This is a genomic window from Serratia sp. PL7 (assembly GCF_945957435.1).
Map to the genome: position 1 here is coordinate 117409 of NZ_CAMFLB010000018.1, position 16702 is coordinate 134110.

A 16702-nucleotide genomic window follows, 5' to 3' on the forward strand; every position below is an offset into this window, starting at 1 on the left:
AACCCATGGTGGTGGCACGGTTTTGTTCCCGGCGTGGCTTCCCACGGTGGGGCGTGAGACACTCGCAGAGCAGGATCCACTGGCCCGTTGGCTGCTGACGCGGCGCGGCAGCGGGGTGGATCGGTTCTGGCAAGCTAACCCAGCGAGGAAAGAGTAAGTATGGTCAAGGTGGACAAATGGCGGTTGTGGGCTGTAGGGCTGTGCCTGACGGCATTTTCTGGTGCAACATTGGCAGACTCCCTGGACGGTGAACGCCAGCGTTATCTGCAAATCAAGCAGGCCTGGGACAGTAAACAGATGGACGTGGTGGCGCAACTGATGCCAACGCTGCAGGATTACCCCCTGTACCCTTATCTGGAATATCGCCAGTTGACGCAGGATCTCAGTACGGCCAGCGCGGCTCAGGTCCAGCAGTTTTTGCGGTTGCATCCTACGTTGCCACCTGCAAAATCGCTTTCTGCCCGTTTCGTGAACGAACTGGCGAGCCGTCAAGACTGGACTACCCTGCTGTCCTTCAGCCCGCAAGAGCCTAAACCTGTTGCGGCGCGCTGTAATTTTTATTACGCCAAGTGGGCCACTGGCGATCAGCAGGCGGCCTGGGCCGGTGCCGATGATATCTGGATGAGCGGTAAAACCTTGCCGGGTTCCTGCGATAAGCTGTTCAGCGTCTGGCAGGCTGCCGGTAAGCAAACGCCGTTGAACACGCTGGCGCGGATGAAGCTGGCGCTGAAAGAGGGCAACAGCAGCCTGGTGAATTACCTGTACCGCCAACTGCCCAGCGATTATCAGACCATGGGAGATGCGCTGGTACGGTTGCAAAACGATCCTGCCACGCTGGAAGCCTTTGCCCGTAGCGTTGGCCCGACAGACTTTACCCGTTCGGCTACCACCATCGTATTCGCTCGTCTTGCCCGTCAGGATGTAGAAAATGCTCGAGCCATGATCCCAACGCTGGCCCGCCTGCAGAAAATGAGCGAGAGCGAGAAGTTGGCAATGGAGGAAGAGGTGGCCTGGCGGTTGATGGGCAATGATGCCACTTTTGAGCAGACCCAATGGCGCGATCAGGTGATCCTGCGCAGCCAACAGCCAGCCTTGCTGGAGCGTCGCGTGCGTATGGCGCTGGGCGTTGGCGATCGTCAGGGGCTGAAAACCTGGCTGGCACGCTTGCCTGAAGAATCGCGTAACAAGGATGAATGGCGCTACTGGCGTGGCAGTGTAATGATCGATGAAGGTAAACGCAGCGAAGGTGAAGCGATACTGCGTAGCCTGATGAACGAACGCGGCTTCTACCCGATGGTGGCTGCACAAAAACTGCAGGTGCCTTATCCGGTAATGGTCGCCGTGGCGGCAAAACCGCGCGCCGATCTGGTGAGTGGCCCGGAGATTGCCCGGGTGCGTGAACTGATGTACTGGAATATGGATAACCTGGCGCGCAGTGAGTGGAGCTCATTCGTCGCCAGCCGTAGCCGCCCGGAGCAGGAAGCGCTGGCCCGCTATGCCTTTGAGCAGAAATGGGCCGATCTGAGCGTACAGGCGACCATTGTTGGCAAACTGTGGGATCATCTCGAAGAACGTTTCCCGATGGCTTGGCCGCAGGAGTTCCGCCGTGCTACCGAAGATAAAGGCATTACGCCGAGCTATGCCATGGCGATAGCCCGCCAGGAGAGCGCCTGGAACCCGAAAGCGCAGTCGCCGGTCGGGGCCGCAGGTTTGATGCAGGTCATGCCGCGCACCGCGAAACATACGGTGGATCTGTTCGGCATCCCAGGCTACAGCAGCCCGAGCCAACTTTTTGATCCGCAAACCAATATCACCATTGGCACCAGCTATCTGGAGTCGGTGTATCAGCAATTTGGTCGTAACCGTATTCTTGCGTCTGCGGCCTATAACGCTGGTCCATCACGGGTGAATACCTGGTTAGGTAATACCGATGGCCGGGTGGATGCCGTGGCGTTTGTGGAAAGCATTCCGTTCTCGGAAACCCGTTCTTACGTGAAGAACGTGTTGGCCTATGACGCATTTTATCGTTACTTCATGCATCGACCAGCGAAGGTATTGACGGATGCCGAGTGGCAAAGACGCTACTAATTCTCGATAAGATAGTTACCTAAATAACGGTGTTTAATACCGCACCACGAAAGTCAGAGGCAGGTGGGGGCCATGCAGATTAGCCGACCGTTGAGCGCAAGGATGCGCGATTCGAGCCCTCAGGGATGAGTTTACGGCGTGTCGGCGTTCTGCATGGCCCCCACCTGTCGCACCAATACATGCAGCTATTTAGCTTAACGTCAGCGGCATTTTGACGGCTACCTGGTCTATGCTATGCTGCTGTACTAGTTAAATAGTATGGTGGCTGGCATGACGCAATTATCGCTAAACGACCCCGCTCTTTCAGAACAAGGCAATGAAGATTGGCTGCGCTTTGTCGCACTGCTGCAGAGCTCGTTCGATCAGGAATTACACCAACCGTTGATGCAACTGCTGCTGACGCCGGATGAGCGTACTGCGCTGGGGACACGGGTGCGGATTATTCAGGAACTGATGCGCGGCGAAATGAGCCAGCGCGAGCTGAAGAATGAGCTCGGGGCCGGTATCGCAACCATCACCAGAGGGTCAAACAGCCTGAAGATGGCGACGCCAGCGCTGAAACAGTGGTTGGAACAGCAATTACTGGGGTGAAGCCATCACCCCTGGTGGCTTATTGCTGCGGCGTATTATTGCTGTTGTGGCTGCGGTAAATCGGATTGTGAAACGGCACCAGCGCCAGCAGCAGTGCCTGATGGTAAACGCTGGTGCGGCTCAGCCGACCGTCGGTAAAGATACCGATGGCTCCCCCCTGACGTTTGACTTCGCTATTGCCGGTGATCAAGGCCATTTCATCGCCTAACTCGCGACCAGCTCGAATACCCTGTAAAATTGATTCTGGCAGCATCAGGCTGGCAGAACGCGATTCGCCACGGGTCGTTGGGTTCTCTACCGTCATCCAGGCGAACGTCATATTTTCTTCGATCCCGGCTTCTACTCCGACCCAAAAGTCGGCTTCTGGCCGCACCTGCCGCGCTTCCATCACGCGTTGGCGTGCGCCGGTACGGGTTTCGGTATTGCCAATGGGTTGCAGTGAAACGCCGCTGGCGACGTCAACCGATTCTATGCGGCATTGGTCTGCGCCAAAGGTATCTTCAAAAGCCAGTTGAATAGCCCTGATCTTTGCCGGGTTGGTAGTTGCAGCGATAACATGATACATAACGGCTTTAGCTTCCTTAAAGTGGGGCTGTGTCTTGCCATGATTTTTGATGGCGGCAAGTTATGCGTAGTGCAAGGCACGAGCCACAGATAAACTCAAGTTTCACGCAGTATAACGGAAAAGCATAATGTTACAGGTATACCTCGTTCGCCACGGCGAAACGGAATGGAACGCAGCACGCCGCATTCAGGGCCAATCCGACAGCCCATTAACCGCCACTGGCGTTCACCAGGCTCATCTGGTTGGCAAACGCGTTAGCCGTGAGGGCGTGACGCACGTGATTTCCAGCGATCTGGGCCGCACCCGTCAGACCGCGCAAATCATTGCGGACGCTTGCGGTTGCGACGTTATGGTAGATGCCCGGCTGCGTGAACTGCATATGGGCGTTCTGGAAGAACGTTTGATCGACAGCCTGACACCGCAGGAAGAGCTGTGGCGTAAACAGATGGTCGATGGTACTGCTGACGGCCGTATCCCTCAAGGTGAATCTATGACGGAGTTGGCCACGCGGATGCATGCGGCGCTGACAGCGTGCCTGGAACTGCCGCAAGGCAGCAAGCCGTTGATTGTCAGCCACGGCATCGCGCTGGGGTGCCTGATCGGGACAGTTTTAGGGCTACCGGCCTATGCCGAGCGCCGTCTGCGTTTGCGCAACTGCTCGTTGTCACGCGTCGACTATCAGCAAAGCCCTTGGTTGGCTCCAGGCTGGATTGTGGAAAGCGCGGGCGATATCTCGCATCTGGACATGCCCGCGTTGGATGAGCTACAGCGCTAACGGCGGATCGGGATCAGATAGTCGCAACGGATCTCGCTGGGTGGCTGAGGCGGACGCCGGTCACCTTGCGGATAGAAGCGCTCAATATCGTGCCCTTTGCGACGGGTCAGTTCCAATGCTGGCAGGCAAGTGCCGTACAGTATCAGGATAAAGTCCTGCAGGCCGGATGCTGGCCCCTGATAGCTGAACATGGCATATTCACCACCCTGCAGCGTGATCGGCTGGCCTTCCTGCACCTTGGTCGGAACGTGTTGCGCCTCCAGGGCAGTGGTATACAGCACTTCCTGCTCGTCGTCTTTTTCCTGGCTTGGCCGCGAGTGGTGCAGGCCGTAAAGCACCGGTGGCAGGGTTTCTATCTGCCCCAGGTACTGTTGCCAGAATTGGGTACGCAGCTCGGAGCGGAAGTTGGAGATTTGCTCTAACGTACAGGAGTAGCTCTGCGTCAGGCCGATCAGGTCCAGCTCTGGTAGTGTGACAAACTCTGGATGTGGCAGCGTAAAGGCGCCCAGACGTATTGGCGGGCACATGCCGAAGGCGTTCCAGTCTTCTGAACGGCGATACAGCGCCGGGGTTTGCGCAAACTGTTTTTTGAATGCGCGAGTGAAGGTCTGCTGTGAGTCGAAACGATACTGCAAAGCAATATCCAGAATAGGCCGACTGGTGAGGCGTAATGCGACGGCGGCTTTGGACAACCTTCTTGCCCGAATATAGGCGCCGATGGCGTTCCCAGTGATATCCTTAAACATCCGTTGCAGATGCCATTTAGAGTAACCCGCTTTTGCCGCCACGTTATCCAGTGACAAAGGTTGGTCCAAATGGCTTTCCAGCCAGCTAAGCAGATCACGAATGATACCGGCTTGATCCATAGATCTTCCTCGTAGAGCTTCAGGTTCGGAACCCGAACTGTTTGATTTGTCATGCTGATACCTGATGCTCACTGACTTATTGATCAATCAGTTGCATTACATACGGCGCTTTTGCGATATGCGTTGCGGGAAGCGGGGGAAACTGGTGTTAACAGGCATTAAGCGATGACGATGCCGCATAATAGCAACTTTTTTCCTCCACGACTCCCAAAGATTTTTTTCGCTCTCTGTGCTAAAAAGAGCTGCCTGGGCCGAGGAAAACCCATTTCTATGACCTGAAGCATCGGCGTTCTTATTAGCAGCCCTGTGATTTAACACGCTGTTCTATTGGAGTTAAGTGAATGAAAAAAGGATGGATATTTTTGTTCGGTCTGGTTTGCGCAACGGTTAATAGCGCGCAGGCGGAACAGGTAGGATCGGTCGATACGGTGTTCAAACTGTTTGGTCCAGATCATAAAATTGTGGTTGAAGCGTTCGACGATCCTGATGTTAAAAATGTAACTTGTTATATCAGCCGGGCTAAAACCGGTGGGATAAAGGGGGGGTTAGGGCTGGCAGAGGATACCTCGGATGCGGCCATTTCTTGCCAGCAGGTTGGCCCGATTGAGCTGAGCGACAAGATTAAGAAGGGCAAGGCTGAAGGAACCGTGGTGTTCCAGAAGCGCACCTCTTTGGTGTTCAAAAAGCTGCAGGTAGTGCGTTTTTATGATGCCAATCGTAATGCGCTGATCTACCTGAGCTATTCCGATCGGGTGGTAGATGGTTCACCGAAAAATGCCCTGAGCGCGGTGCCAATCATCCCTTGGGGTGAAGCCAAGTAATCCAGACGGGCGCAGTATACAGCGCCCCCTACGTTGTGAGCCCATTCAGATGGCATCGCGTCTGGTCTCAATAAAAAAGGGTTCAGCAAGCTGAACCCTTTTTAACCTGTGACGTTAAGACAGGCTTATTCTTCCAGATCGCCGCAGAAGCGGTAACCTTCACCATGAATGGTGGCAATGATTTCCGGCGTGTCCGGCGTGGATTCGAAGTGCTTACGAATACGACGGATGGTCACGTCTACGGTACGGTCATGCGGCTTCAACTCACGGCCAGTCATTTTCTTCAGCAACTCACCACGGGACTGGATCTTGCCCGGGTTTTCACAGAAGTGAAGCATGGCGCGGAATTCGCTGCGTGGCAGTTTGTACTGTTCGCCAGCAGGGCCGATCAGAGAGCGGCTGTTGATGTCCAGCTCCCAACCGTTGAACTTGTAGCTCTCAACCAGCTTGCGCTCTTCGCCGACGCTACCCAGATTCATGGTGCGTGACAGCAGGTTGCGCGCACGGATGGTCAGTTCGCGTGGGTTGAACGGTTTGGTGATATAGTCATCGGCGCCGATTTCCAGGCCGAGGATTTTATCGACTTCATTATCACGACCGGTCAGGAACATCAGCGCGACGCTGGCCTGTTCGCGTAGTTCACGCGCCAGCAGAAGGCCGTTCTTGCCTGGCAGGTTGATATCCATGATAACCAGGTTGATATCATTTTCGGACAGGATGTTGTGCATTTCTGCACCGTCATTGGCTTCATGAACAATGTAGCCTTCCGCCTCGAAAATGCTCTTCAGGGTGTTACGAGTGACTAACTCGTCTTCGACAATCAGAATGTGCGGGGTCTGCATATTTGCTACCTAAAATTGCCAACAAAATAGAAAATAGGAAGTACAGCAGTCTTGGTGTTCTTCCATGGAGGGCAGAGATACCGCTCACGTTCCCTCAACTACCAAACGACTACAGTACGTAAACTCGTTCTTGATGCGCTTTCCATCAATGTCAACAAGATCGCTAGCTGGGTGGGGGGGCTATTTTTTACCACCCCGAATGATGCCAAAACGGCGCATATCCTAACCCTATTAACAGCAATATAACAGTGTGTGCCGAATTCATCACCTAACAAAACTACGCTTTGTTGACATATATCAAATTCAATTGTAGCACGTTAACAGTTTTGTGAAAAACACTTACAGAACTGCCAAGTTAAGTCACAGATCGTCAAATTCTGTGAACGATTCAGCTTTGTTGGAGCCGATGCGTTACAATTGAAAGCTAACTGTTTGGGATGAAAATACAGTGCTTTGTTTTTAATGAAAATTAAAACTTAACCTGTAGTTATGAATGTTTCGTCTGCTTTATAGGATGAAGTGCCTGTTTAATAATATTATAGCAAGCGGTCATTTACGATGTTAATCGTTTGTAAATATAATCAGACAAATCCCAACAGTCAAAGAACTATTCTCTTTATTTTTCTGGAGTCTTGATGCAGCTTCATATCGTGTTAGTCGCGCCCGCTCGGGCGGAAAATGTTGGCGCAGCAGCGCGGGCGATGAAAACCATGGGCTTCACCTCGTTGCGCATCGTCGACAGCGAGGCCCATCTTCAGCCCGCCGCCCGCTGGGTCGCCCACGGTGCTGGCGATATTCTGGATGCGGTGCAGACGTTTTCTACCCTGCAAGAGGCATTGGCAGACGTGGACTTTACCGTTGCGACCACCGCTCGCAGCCGCGCACGCTTCCATTATTACTGTACCCCTCAGCAACTGACGGAGCAGTTGGCGGAACGCCAGCAATGGGTGCATCAGGCTGCACTGGTGTTTGGCCGTGAAGACTCGGGCCTGACCAATGAAGAGCTGGCGTTGGCCGATCTGCTGACCGGCGTCCCAATGGTGGCCGATTATCCTTCGTTGAACCTCGGCCAGGCGGTGATGGTGTATTGCTATCAACTGGCGCAGTTAATGTCAGTCAGCGCGCAGCAGGAACCCCTGGCCGATGCCGGGCAGCTCAATGCGTTGCGGCAACGGGCAGATCGCCTGTTACAGGCGCTGGACGTGGCAGATGACCAAAAATTGCGCGATTGGTTACACCAGCGGCTCGGGGTATTGCAGCAGCGCGACACTGTCATGCTGCACCGGTTGCTGCATGATATTGAAAAAAAACTGACGAAGTGATGTAGGCGTTTTCTGTTGCTTGTCTGGTGTTATTCACTATTTAATCGGCTTTGTTGTGATTTTTTGTTCTGCAATTCCGTTTTTTTATCGGCTTCATCGCGCAGATCCCACTATGGCCAGTAAATAGGCAAAACAAAGAAATAATTTGACTTGGCCAGGCGATTGCTTTAACCAATAGAGGGGACAGAGATTCTAATGAGACAGACAGACAAAATGCGAAACATCAGCCTGAATACGACAATTATTACCACCACCGATACCACAGGTAACGGGGCGGGCTGACGCGTACAGGAAACAGAAGAAAAAAGCCCGCACCTAACCAGTGCGGGCTTTTTTTTCGGCATAAATTCAGGAGATAACAGAAATGCGAGTGCTTAAATTTGGTGGAACCTCGGTAGCGAATGCGGAACGTTTTCTGCGCGTTGCCGATATCGTGGAGAACAATGCACGCCAGGGACAGGTAGCCACGGTATTGTCCGCACCGGCCAAGATCACCAATCACCTGGTGGCGATGATTGAAAAAACGGTAGCCGGCCAGGATATTCTGCCAACCATGAGCGACGCCGAGCGCATCTTTGCCGACCTGCTCAGCGGTTTGGCCAAGGCGCTGCCTGGCTTTGAGTACGATCGCCTCAAGGCACTGGTCGAGCAGGAGTTCGCGCAGCTCAAACAGGTACTGCATGGCGTGGCGTTGTTGGGGCAGTGCCCGGATAGCGTCAATGCGGCCATCATCTGCCGGGGTGAAAAACTCTCTATTGCCATCATGGAAGGCGTCTTCAAAGCCAAGGGCTACCCGGTGACGGTGATTAACCCGGTAGAGAAGCTGCTGGCTCAGGGCCACTATCTGGAGTCGACCGTTGATATTGCCGAGTCCACCCTGCGTATCGCTGCAGCGGCCATTCCTTCTGACCATATCGTCCTGATGGCGGGCTTTACTGCCGGTAACGACAAAGGCGAACTGGTCGTGCTGGGGCGCAACGGCTCCGATTATTCCGCCGCCGTGCTGGCCGCTTGCCTGCGTGCCGACTGTTGCGAGATCTGGACCGATGTGGACGGGGTTTATACCTGCGATCCGCGTACCGTGCCGGATGCCCGATTATTGAAGTCGATGTCCTACCGCGAGGCGATGGAGCTCTCCTACTTCGGCGCCAAAGTTCTCCACCCGCGTACCATCACCCCGATTGCCCAGTTCCAAATCCCTTGCCTGATTAAAAACACCGCCAACCCACAAGCTCCCGGCACCCTGATCGGTGGCGAAAGCGTGGCTGATGATACGCCGGTAAAGGGCATCACCAATCTGAACAATATGGCGATGATCAACGTGTCCGGCCCTGGTATGAAAGGCATGGTCGGCATGGCGGCTCGTGTGTTTGCCGTGATGTCACGCGCCGGGATCTCGGTGGTGTTGATCACCCAGTCCTCTTCCGAATACAGCATCAGCTTCTGTGTGCCCCAGAGCGAGCTGCAACGCGCTCGTCGTGCCCTGGAGGACGAATTCTACCTGGAGCTGAAAGACGGCGTGCTGGAGCCGCTGGACGTGATGGAGCGCCTGGCAATCATCTCGGTCGTCGGAGACGGTATGCGCACTCTGCGTGGCATCTCTGCGCGCTTCTTCTCTGCTTTGGCGCGCGCCAACATCAATATCGTGGCGATCGCTCAAGGCTCTTCCGAGCGTTCAATCTCCGTGGTGGTTGATAATGATTCTGCCACCACCGGTGTGCGCGTCAGCCATCAGATGCTGTTCAACACCGATCAGGTGATCGAAGTGTTTGTGATTGGCGTGGGCGGCGTCGGCGGGGCGCTGATCGAGCAGGTTTATCGCCAGCAGCCTTGGCTGAAGCAAAAGCACATCGATCTGCGCATCTGTGGCATTGCCAACTCACGGGCGATGTTGACCAACGTACACGGTATCTCGCTGGAAAGCTGGCGGGACGAACTGGCCGAAGCCAAAGAGCCTTTCAATCTGGGCCGCCTGATCCGCCTGGTGAAAGAGTGCCACCTGCTCAATCCGGTGATTGTCGACTGTACCTCCAGCCAGGCAGTGGCCGATCAGTATGCCGATTTCCTGGCCGATGGTTTCCACGTGGTAACGCCAAACAAGAAGGCCAACACCTCGTCGATGAATTATTACCAGCAACTGCGCACCGCCGCAGCCGGTTCTCGCCGCAAGTTCCTGTATGACACCAACGTGGGTGCGGGCCTGCCGGTGATCGAAAACCTGCAGAACCTGCTCAATGCGGGCGATGAGTTGGTGCGTTTCACCGGTATTTTGTCGGGATCACTGTCCTTTATCTTCGGTAAACTGGATGAGGGGATGTCGCTGTCAGAGGCCACCTTGCAGGCCAAGGCCCTCGGTTACACCGAGCCAGATCCGCGTGATGACCTCTCGGGGATGGATGTCGCTCGCAAGCTGCTGATCCTGGCGCGTGAAGCAGGCTATACGCTCGAACTGAGCGATATTGAAGTCGAATCGGTGTTACCTCCGTCGTTTGATGCCAGCGGTGATGTGGAGAACTTTATTGCCCGCCTGCCGGAATTGGATGCCGAATTTAACCGCCGTGTGGCTGCTGCTGCCGCGGAAGGTAAGGTGCTGCGTTATGTGGGTGCAATCGAAGAAGGCCGCTGCCTGGTACGTATTGATGCGGTAGACGGCAACGATCCGTTGTATAAAGTGAAGAACGGTGAGAACGCCCTGGCCTTCTACAGCCGTTACTATCAGCCATTACCGCTGGTGCTGCGCGGTTATGGTGCCGGTAATGATGTGACGGCGGCCGGGGTATTTGCCGATCTGTTGCGCACACTGTCATGGAAGTTGGGAGTCTAATATGGTTAAGGTGTATGCACCGGCCTCAATTGGTAACGTCAGCGTCGGGTTCGATGTGCTGGGAGCTGCGGTTTCCCCTATCGACGGCACGCTGCTGGGGGATTGCGTCAGTGTAGAAGCGGCCAGCCGCTTCAGCCTGGAAAATGGCGGGCGTTTTGTCAGCAAGCTGCCGAGCGATCCTAAAGAGAACATTGTTTACCAGTGCTGGGAGCGTTTCTGCCAGGCGATTGGCCGTGAAGTACCGGTAGCGATGCGGCTGGAGAAGAACATGCCGATCGGTTCCGGGCTGGGCTCCAGCGCTTGCTCGGTGGTGGCTGGTCTGATGGCGATGAACGAATTTTGCGATCGCCCGCTCAACGAGACACAACTGCTGGCCCTGATGGGCGAACTGGAAGGGCGTATTTCCGGCAGCGTGCATTACGATAACGTTGCGCCGTGCTATCTGGGCGGCTTGCAGCTGATGCTGGAAGAAGAAGGGATCATCAGCCAGGAAGTGCCTGGCTTTAAAGACTGGCTGTGGGTGATGGCCTATCCGGGCATCAAGGTATCCACCGCAGAGGCGCGTGCCATTCTGCCCGCGCAATACCGCCGCCAGGACTGTATCAGCCATGGCCGTTATCTGGCGGGCTTTATTCACGCTTGTCACACTCAGCAACCGCGTCTGGCGGCCAAGCTGATGCAGGATGTGATTGCCGAGCCTTATCGCACCCGCCTGTTGCCAGGCTTTGCTGAAGCGCGTAAAGCCTCACAGGATATCGGTGCCTTGGCCTGCGGCATTTCCGGCTCCGGCCCGACGTTGTTTGCGGTCTGTGATGACGGCGCAACGGCGCAACGCATGGCCGATTGGCTGACCAACCATTACCTGCAAAACGACGAAGGTTTTGTTCATATTTGCCGCCTGGATACCGCTGGCGCTCGACTATTGGGATAACGCATGAAACTGTACAATCTGAAAGATCATAACGAACAGGTCAGCTTCGCGCAGGCTATCAAACAGGGCCTGGGTAAGCAGCAAGGGCTGTTTTTCCCGCTGGAACTGCCAGAATTCGAACTGACCGAGATTGATAAGCTGCTGGAGATGGACTTTGTCACTCGCAGCAGCAAGATCCTGTCCGCTTTTATTGGCGACGAGATCGGCGAAGAGGCGCTGTACAAGCGGGTGAAGGCCGCGTTTGAGTTCCCGGCCCCGGTGGCACAGGTGGAGAGCGATGTCGCCTGCCTGGAGCTGTTCCACGGTCCGACGCTGGCGTTCAAAGACTTCGGCGGCCGCTTTATGGCGCAGATGCTGGCGGAAGTCGCGGGCGATCAGCCAGTGACCATCTTGACTGCAACCTCCGGTGACACCGGCGCAGCCGTTGCTCATGCCTTCTACGGCCTGAAAAACGTGCGCGTGGTGATCCTCTATCCACAGGGCAAGATCAGTTCGCTTCAGGAAAAGCTGTTCTGCACGTTGGGTGGCAACATCCACACCATCGCTATCGATGGCGACTTTGACGCCTGCCAGGCGTTGGTGAAGCAGGCGTTTGACGATCAGGAACTGAAAGAGGCCGTTCACCTGAACTCGGCCAACTCGATCAATATCAGCCGCCTGCTGGCGCAAATCTGCTACTACTTTGAAGCCGTGGCGCAACTGCCGCAGGAAGCCCGCAATCAGTTGGTGATTTCCGTGCCAAGCGGCAACTTTGGCGACTTGACCGCCGGGCTGCTGGCGAAATCCCTGGGGCTGCCGGTGAAACGCTTTATCGCCGCCACCAATGCTAACGACACCGTGCCACGCTTCCTGACCACCGGTGAATGGCAGCCAAACGCCACCGTGGCGACGTTATCCAATGCGATGGACGTCAGCCAGCCTAACAACTGGCCGCGTGTGGAAGAGCTGTTCCGCCGTAAAATCTGGCAGTTGAAGGAGTTGGCCCATGGTGCGGTGAGCGATGAAACCACCAAGGAAACCATGAAGGAGTTGGCTGCCTTGGGCTACCTTTCAGAGCCTCATGCGGCGATCGCCTACCGCGTTCTGCGCGATCAACTGCAGGCAGGGGAGTTTGGTCTGTTCCTGGGCACGGCACATCCGGCCAAGTTCAAGGAAAGCGTTGAAGAGATCCTCGGCCAGGAGTTACCGTTACCCCAGGCCTTGGCGGTGCGCGCACAGTTGCCGCTGTTGTCGCATAACATGGCGGCGGATTTTGCCGCATTGCGCCAATTCATGATGACGTTGCCAGTCTGATAAAACCCGTTCCCTCTCCTTGTTGAGAGAGGGAACGGATTTCTCACTGCTCCGGGCGTTTGAACACCAGCTCATTACCTGCCGAAGCCGCCTCATCGAAGGCATACCCTTCCAGATTGAAATCAACCAGCTGTTCTCTGCGCTCCAAGCGATTCTTGATGATAAAGCGGCTCATCAGCCCGCGCGCTTTCTTGGCGTAGAAGCTGATGACTTTGTACTTGCCGTTTTTCTCGTCCAGGAATACCGGCTTGATCAGCGTACCGCGCAGCTTGGCCGGTTTTACCGATTTGAAGTATTCATCCGAAGCCAGATTCACCACCACATCATCGCCTTGCTGCTCCAGGGCCTGATTCAGCTTTTCGGTGATCCGCTCGCCCCAGAAGCTGTATAGATCTTTGCCCTGCGGGTTCTCCAGCCTGATCCCCATCTCCAGCCGGTAAGGCATCATCAGGTCCAGCGGGCGCAGCACCCCGTACAGGCCAGAGAGCATCCGCAGATGCTGCTGTGCGAAGTCGAAATCCTCTTCGCTGAAGTCTTGCGCCTGTAAGCCGGTATAAACGTCACCTTTAAACGCCAACAGCGCCTGACGAGCATTGTCCGGGGTGAAATCAGGCTGCCATTCGCCAAAGCGTGCGGCATTCAGGCCCGCGAGCTTATCGCTGATGCTCATCAGGCCGGAAATTTGTGCCGGGGTCAACTTACGGCAGATTTTGATCAGCTTTTGCGATTGATCCAACAATTCGGGCTGAGTAAAGCGTTCGGTGGCTAACGGACTTGCATAATCGAGGGTTTTGGCAGGTGAAATAATAATGAGCATGGTCACATCCTGTTTATCAACATGTGGCTACTGTAGCAAAAAGCGCGCAAGACCAGGAGGTATGGCTGTGATAGGGCGCACTTTACGCACGCCCTGGAGGATTAACTCTGCCTGCTCGGCTTCCAGATCCCCGGTTCGAGTTGGGATCCCAGCTCCGGGTAGTGGTTGATGTCAAAGGTGGGCAGCTTGCCAAGTGAACGCTGGTAGTTGTAATCCTTGGCCAATTTGAAGGCCACGTCGGACAGTAACAAGATAGCGGTCAGATTGGTGATCGCCATCAGCGCCATCGAGATGTCCGCCATTTTCCACACCGTGGATAATTCTGCCATAGAGCCAAACATCACCATCCCCAAGGCAAAGCAGCGGAAAATCGTCAGCTTGGTCGGATGGTGGTGCTTAAGGAAGATCAGGTTGTTCTCGGCATAGGCATAATTGGCAATAATAGAGGTAAAGGCAAACAGGAAAACGGCGATCGCGACAAAGGGCGCGCCCCAGGAACCGACGGCGCTGGCCATGGCCCGCTGGGTCAGATCGATGCCGCTGATGTCGGACGGGGGACTATCCAGTGCACCAGAGGCCAAGATTATCGCCGCCGTTGCGCTACAGATGACGATGGTATCGACAAATGCGCCAAGCATTTGCACATAGCCCTGCGAGGCAGGGTGTGGCGGATAAGGGGTAGCGGAAGCGGCCACGTTGGGGGCCGATCCCATCCCGCCTTCGTTAGAAAACAGCCCGCGTTGTATACCCTGAGTCATGGCCTGGGAGATCCCGTAGCCCAGGGTACCGGCAGCGACTTCCTGCACGCCAAAAGCGCTTTTGAAGATCAACGCCAGGATGGCGGGCATATGCTCAATATTCAGGCCGATGATCCACAGCGCCAGCAGGAGGTAAGCCAAGGCCATAAACGGTACGATTTTTTCTGCGACGCGGGCGATGGCGCGGATACCGCCAAAGATCACCATGGCGCTCAGCACCACCAACACTATGCCGACGTACATGGGGTCGATGTTAAAGGCCACGGAACTGGCCAGGGCGATGGAGTTGGCCTGTACCGCATTGAACACCAGGCCGAATGCGATCAGCAGGAAAATGGAGAACATCACGCCCATCCAGCGCATACCCAAGCCTTTTTCCATATAGTAGGCCGGGCCGCCACGGTAGTGGCCGTTATCGTCTTTGGTTTTGTAGAGCTGTGCCAAGGTACTCTCAATGAAAGAGGTCGCCATGCCGATAAACGCGATCGCCCACATCCAGAAGATGGCGCCGGGGCCGCCAGCCGTAAGCGCTATCGCCACGCCGGTAAGGTTGTTGGTGCCGACACGAGCGGCTAATGAAGTGCATAGTGCCTGGAAGGATGAAATACCCGCACCGTCGCTTTTGGTGCTGTTCTTCAGCACGGAAAACATATGGTTGAAGTGACGAATTTGAATAAAGCGGGTACGTAAGGTGAAGTAGATGCCGGCACCCAACAGCAAATAGATCAGTACTGAACTCCACAGGATGTTATTGATAAAGTTAATCAGATCCGTCACATGTTTCTCCTTGTTAAGATTACTGCACCTCTGGTTCTTCGACCTTGGTTCGGAAAACTTGAGTCAGTTCTCTACAAGAACTTGGCTAAAATCATCCCATTGACGGGAATTACAGCCTTCTTCTGGATTGTTGCGGTGAATAAAAAGTTGGCGGGAATTTAACATAATTTTCAGGGGGGACAGCGCGATAATGCCGTGGCATAGCTTCGGTAATTGCGAATTATCGGTGCGTAACCGGTTGCTCGCACAAGGATAAAACAACCGCCGCCAGCGCGTGATTTTCCTGCCTTGCGCCGGGCTACGTGCATGTTATTATCAGGACAAGGCATGGTTGAACGATGCCAAAAGTTCATGCACAAACGATGAGATAATGCCAACATGACCGATAAATTAACGTCCCTACGCCAGCTGACTACGGTAGTTGCGGATACGGGTGATATCGCTGCAATGAAGCTATATCAACCGCAAGATGCCACCACCAACCCTTCGCTGATCCTCAATGCAGCGCAAATTCCTGAATACCGCAAACTGATTGATGAAGCCATTGCCTGGGCGCGCGAGCAGAGCAACGATCGCGATCAGCAGGTTGCCGATGCCGCAGACAAGCTGGCCGTCAACATTGGTCTGGAGATCCTGAAACTGGTCCCGGGCCGCATTTCCACCGAAGTAGACGCGCGTCTGTCTTATGATACCGAAGCCAGCGTTGCCAAAGCCAAGCGCCTGATCAAACTGTATAACGAAGCGGGCATCAGCAACGATCGCATCCTGATCAAACTGGCCTCCACCTGGCAGGGCATCCGGGCGGCCGAGCGCCTGGAAAAAGAAGGCATCAACTGTAACCTGACGCTGCTGTTCTCCTTCGCTCAGGCACGTGCCTGCGCCGAAGCTGGCGTGTACCTGATCTCGCCGTTCGTTGGCCGTATCCTTGACTGGTACAAAGCCAATGGCGACAAGAAAGAGTTTGCCCCGCACGAAGATCCGGGCGTGGTTTCAGTGTCTGAAATTTATCAGTATTACAAGCAGCACGGCTATGAAACCGTGGTGATGGGTGCCAGCTTCCGTAACGTCGGTGAAATCATCGAACTGGCGGGCTGCGATCGTCTGACCATCGCCCCTGCACTGCTGAAAGAGCTGGCGGAGAGCGAAGGTACACTGGAGCGTAAACTGTCTTATACCGGCGAAGTGAAAGCGCGTCCGGCACCGCTGACCGAGCCTGAGTTCTACTGGCAGCACAACCAGGATCCAATGGCGGTTGAGAAACTGACCGACGGTATCCGCAAGTTTGCCGTAGACCAGGGCAAGCTCGAAAAAATGATCGCCGACTTGCTGTAATTACGAAAAGTCGTGCAGAAGGTGGCCTCGGCCACCTTTTTTTATACCTGAATATCCACCTCATCGGGCAAACCCCCTATACTCCCGTCATTCATCTCCC

General features: G+C 54.9%; 15 protein-coding genes, 1 pseudogene and 1 other annotated feature. Of the genes and pseudogenes, 11 read left to right on the forward strand and 5 right to left on the reverse strand.

Features of this window, described 5'->3' with window-relative positions; genetic code table 11:
- The first annotated feature begins 168 nt into the window (after positions 1–168).
- Together sltY and trpR are read left to right on the forward strand one after the other, a co-directional pair.
- The gene (gene sltY / locus N6G83_RS39825; RefSeq protein WP_024527225.1) at positions 169–2088 is read left to right on the forward strand and encodes a murein transglycosylase; all 1920 of its coding nucleotides are present in this window, start codon (positions 169–171) and stop codon (positions 2086–2088) included.
- Between the two features lie 270 nt (positions 2089–2358).
- Complete coding sequence (gene trpR / locus N6G83_RS39830) at positions 2359–2679, forward strand: trp operon repressor (protein ID WP_211135591.1); 321 nt, start codon at positions 2359–2361, stop codon at positions 2677–2679.
- Between the two features lie 19 nt (positions 2680–2698).
- On the opposite strand, the gene yjjX is transcribed toward trpR, so the two are convergent.
- Positions 2699–3244 carry an inosine/xanthosine triphosphatase gene (gene yjjX / locus N6G83_RS39835; protein WP_024527224.1) on the reverse strand — a complete coding sequence of 182 codons (546 nt, stop codon included), beginning with the start codon at positions 3242–3244 and terminating at the stop codon, positions 2699–2701.
- Between the two features lie 127 nt (positions 3245–3371).
- Here yjjX and gpmB point away from each other — a divergent pair, with 127 nt between their 5' ends.
- Positions 3372–4019, forward strand: a complete 648-nt coding sequence (gene gpmB, locus N6G83_RS39840; RefSeq protein ID WP_024527223.1) for a 2,3-diphosphoglycerate-dependent phosphoglycerate mutase GpmB — start codon at positions 3372–3374, stop codon at positions 4017–4019.
- Here gpmB and robA read toward each other — a convergent pair.
- Positions 4016–4885, reverse strand: a complete 870-nt coding sequence (gene robA / locus N6G83_RS39845) for an MDR efflux pump AcrAB transcriptional activator RobA (RefSeq protein ID WP_024527222.1) — start codon at positions 4883–4885, stop codon at positions 4016–4018. The two genes, gpmB and robA, sit on opposite strands and share 4 nt — an antisense overlap.
- Positions 4886–5226: 341 nt before the next feature.
- Here robA and creA point away from each other — a divergent pair, with 341 nt between their 5' ends.
- Complete coding sequence (gene creA, locus N6G83_RS39850) at positions 5227–5706, forward strand: protein CreA (RefSeq protein WP_021179241.1); 480 nt, start codon at positions 5227–5229, stop codon at positions 5704–5706.
- 125 nt (positions 5707–5831) lie between these two features.
- Here the strand turns inward: creA and arcA are convergent, their stop codons facing one another.
- On the reverse strand, positions 5832–6548 hold the full coding sequence (gene arcA, locus N6G83_RS39855) for a two-component system response regulator ArcA (protein WP_024483588.1): 717 nt from the start codon (positions 6546–6548) through the stop codon (positions 5832–5834).
- A 108-nt stretch (positions 6549–6656) separates the two neighbouring features.
- Between arcA and N6G83_RS54840 the strand changes: the two are divergent.
- From N6G83_RS54840 to thrC, 6 genes and pseudogenes are all read left to right on the forward strand, one after another.
- Positions 6657–6794: pseudogene (locus N6G83_RS54840) on the forward strand (hypothetical protein); the annotation flags it as partial.
- 389 nt (positions 6795–7183) lie between these two features.
- The gene (locus tag N6G83_RS39860) at positions 7184–7870 is read left to right on the forward strand and encodes a tRNA/rRNA methyltransferase (RefSeq protein ID WP_024527221.1); all 687 of its coding nucleotides are present in this window, start codon (positions 7184–7186) and stop codon (positions 7868–7870) included.
- Positions 7871–8083: 213 nt separating this feature from the next.
- Positions 8084–8152, forward strand: coding sequence for a thr operon leader peptide (thrL, locus tag N6G83_RS39865; protein WP_071998276.1), 69 nt, complete (start codon positions 8084–8086; stop codon positions 8150–8152).
- Positions 8091–8209: a sequence feature (Thr leader region), on the forward strand. Its footprint overlaps the gene before it by 62 nt.
- 25 nt (positions 8210–8234) lie before the next feature.
- Positions 8235–10694, forward strand: a complete 2460-nt coding sequence (gene thrA, locus N6G83_RS39870; RefSeq protein ID WP_199061234.1) for a bifunctional aspartate kinase/homoserine dehydrogenase I — start codon at positions 8235–8237, stop codon at positions 10692–10694.
- A 1-nt stretch (position 10695) separates the two neighbouring features.
- Complete coding sequence (thrB, locus tag N6G83_RS39875; protein ID WP_021179245.1) at positions 10696–11625, forward strand: homoserine kinase; 930 nt, start codon at positions 10696–10698, stop codon at positions 11623–11625.
- A 3-nt stretch (positions 11626–11628) separates the two neighbouring features.
- Positions 11629–12918 carry a threonine synthase gene (gene thrC, locus N6G83_RS39880; RefSeq protein WP_024527219.1) on the forward strand — a complete coding sequence of 430 codons (1290 nt, stop codon included), beginning with the start codon at positions 11629–11631 and terminating at the stop codon, positions 12916–12918.
- Positions 12919–12961: 43 nt separating this feature from the next.
- Here thrC and yaaA read toward each other — a convergent pair whose 3' ends face one another.
- Together yaaA and N6G83_RS39890 are read right to left on the reverse strand one after the other, a co-directional pair.
- Positions 12962–13735 carry a peroxide stress protein YaaA gene (gene yaaA / locus N6G83_RS39885; RefSeq protein WP_211135592.1) on the reverse strand — a complete coding sequence of 258 codons (774 nt, stop codon included), beginning with the start codon at positions 13733–13735 and terminating at the stop codon, positions 12962–12964.
- A 101-nt stretch (positions 13736–13836) separates the two neighbouring features.
- The gene (locus N6G83_RS39890) at positions 13837–15270 is read right to left on the reverse strand and encodes an alanine/glycine:cation symporter family protein (protein ID WP_024527217.1); all 1434 of its coding nucleotides are present in this window, start codon (positions 15268–15270) and stop codon (positions 13837–13839) included.
- A 378-nt stretch (positions 15271–15648) separates the two neighbouring features.
- Between N6G83_RS39890 and tal the strand changes: the two genes are divergently transcribed.
- Positions 15649–16602 carry a transaldolase gene (gene tal / locus N6G83_RS39895; RefSeq protein WP_074028459.1) on the forward strand — a complete coding sequence of 318 codons (954 nt, stop codon included), beginning with the start codon at positions 15649–15651 and terminating at the stop codon, positions 16600–16602.
- Positions 16603–16702: the final 100 nt, after the last annotated feature.